The organism is Streptomyces sp. MB09-02B, from assembly GCF_033794485.1.
Classification (GTDB): domain Bacteria; phylum Actinomycetota; class Actinomycetes; order Streptomycetales; family Streptomycetaceae; genus Streptomyces.
The window spans coordinates 1-2062 of the sequence record NZ_JARGEE010000774.1 but is presented as its reverse complement, the minus strand read 5'-3'; the positions used below and the strand labels follow the sequence as shown (position 1 = coordinate 2062).

Annotated in this window: 2 protein-coding genes; one reads left to right on the top strand and one right to left on the bottom strand. The window is 71.7% G+C overall.

Going from position 1 to position 2062, the window contains the following annotated elements:
• Window positions 1–1154 (bottom strand): MFS transporter (locus P1P70_RS43915; RefSeq protein ID WP_319248004.1); only part of this gene is annotated, 1154 nt, incomplete at its 3' end.
• Window positions 1155–1217: 63 nt separating this feature from the next.
• Here P1P70_RS43915 and P1P70_RS43910 point away from each other — a divergent pair.
• Window positions 1218–2062: LysR substrate-binding domain-containing protein (locus P1P70_RS43910; protein ID WP_413471691.1), on the top strand; the 845-nt coding region annotated here is incomplete at its 3' end.

Sequence of the window (2062 nt, the reverse complement as noted above, 5' to 3'; positions counted from 1 at the left end):
GCATGGAACGCCACCGCCCCGAGCGTGCTCCCCGCGCTTGAGCCGACGTAGTACGCCGACTGGTACAGCGCGGACGCCTGCGCCCGCCCCCGCTTCGCCGTGTGGCTGACCGACGACGAGGCGACAGCATGCCCGGCGAAGAAGCCCGCGGTGATGAGGACCAGACCCAGCAGGACCAGAACCAGGGAGTCGGAGAGGGTGAAGAACAGCCCGGTGGTCGTCGTACCGCCCGCGAGGTACAGCGCACCCCGACGCCCGAGCCGCCCCGCCAGCCGCCCGGCGGTGGACGCGGACACCGTACCCACCAGGTACACGAGGAAGATCGACCCGATGATCCCCTGCGGCAGCGAGAAGGGCGCCTCGGTCAGCCGGTAGCCGATCACCGTGTACACGGCACCGAAGACCGTCATGAACAGCGCGCCGATCGCGTACAGCCGCCGCAGCAGCGGGTTGCCGAGGTGCGCCCGGACCGTACGGGCCAGGACCTTGGGCCGCAGCGACCCGGCGACGAAGTGCCTCGGCGCCGGCAGCAGCACCCGGAAGGCCACCGCGCAGCCCACGGCGATCATGCCGAGCACCGCCAGCGCGACCCGCCAGCCCCACTCCTGGGCGACCCACCCCGTGACGACCCGCCCGCTCATGCCGCCGACACTGTTGCCGGCGACGAAGAGACCGATCGCCGTGATGAGCGCCTTGGGCCGCACCTCCTCGGCGAGGTAGGCGGTGGCCGAGGCCGGCACCCCGGCCAGCGCGGCACCCTGCACGGCCCGCAGCACCACCAGCGCCCCCAACGAGGGCGCGAAGGGGATCAGCAGCCCGACCGTCACCGCGACCGCCAGCGACGCGGTCATCAGCGTCCGCCGCCCGAACCGCTCCGACAGCGCGCTCATCGGCAGCACGAACAGCGCCAGCGCACCCGTCGCCGCCGACACCGTCCAGCTGGCCGCGCTCGCCGTCGTCCCGAAACCGTCCGAGATCAACGGCAGCAGCGCCTGAGTGGAGTAGAGGAGAGCGAAGGTCGCGACACCCGCGAGGAACAGCGCGAGGCTCATCCGCCGGTAGCCGGGCCCGCCCGGGGCCACACGGGAATCGATGGTGGTGATGACTGATCCGGCGCCCACGCTGGTGGACGCCTCGGTACTCGCGGAAGGCATGCCTCGAAACTACGTACGGAGACATTCATCCGTCCAATGCACGGAACCGTCATAATCGTTCCTGTGATGCATCAGCAGAGGTCAGGGCCGCGACTGTCACCGTCCGGTGACACAGGAGACATCGAGCACGCCGAGCGCACCGAGCACGCCGAACGAATGGAGGACATCGAGGACATCGTTCTGCGGCTCGCCCCCCGCCTCGCCTACTTCGCCGGGGTCGCCCGCACCGAGCACGTCACCCGGGCCGCACAGGAGATGCAGGTCCCGCAGTCGACGCTGTCGCGGGCGATGGTCCGCCTGGAACAGGACCTGGGCGTCGACCTGTTCGCCCGCCGGGGGCGCACGGTCTCCCTCACCCACGCCGGCCGCACCTTCCACGCCTCCGTCGAGCGCGCCCTCACCGAGATCGAACGCGCCGCCGACGAGGTCCGCGCCGACGCCGACCCCGCCACCGGCAAGGTCGCCTTCGGCTTCCTGCACACCATGGGCGCCGAAACCGTCCCCGGCCTCCTCCAGGCCTTCCGCGCCGAGCACCCCCGCGTCCGCTTCAGCCTCGTCCAGAACTACGGCGAGGCCATGCTCGAACGCCTGCGCGCGGGCGAGCTCGACCTCTGTCTCACCTCACCCGTCCCGGACGCCCCCGACCTGGTGGCCCGCCGGCTCGACGAACAGAAGCTGCGTCTCGTCGTCCCCGCCGACCACCGCCTCGCCGCCCGCAAACGCGTCCGCCTAGCCGAGGCCGCCGACGAAACCTTCGTCACCCTCGAACCCGGCTACGGCATGCGCCGCATCACCGACGACCTCTGCAAGGAGGCCGGCTTCAAGCCGCGCATCGCCTTCGAGGGCGAGGAGGCTGAGACCCTACGGGGCCTGGTGGCGGCGGGCCTGGGCGTGGCCCTCCTCCCGCC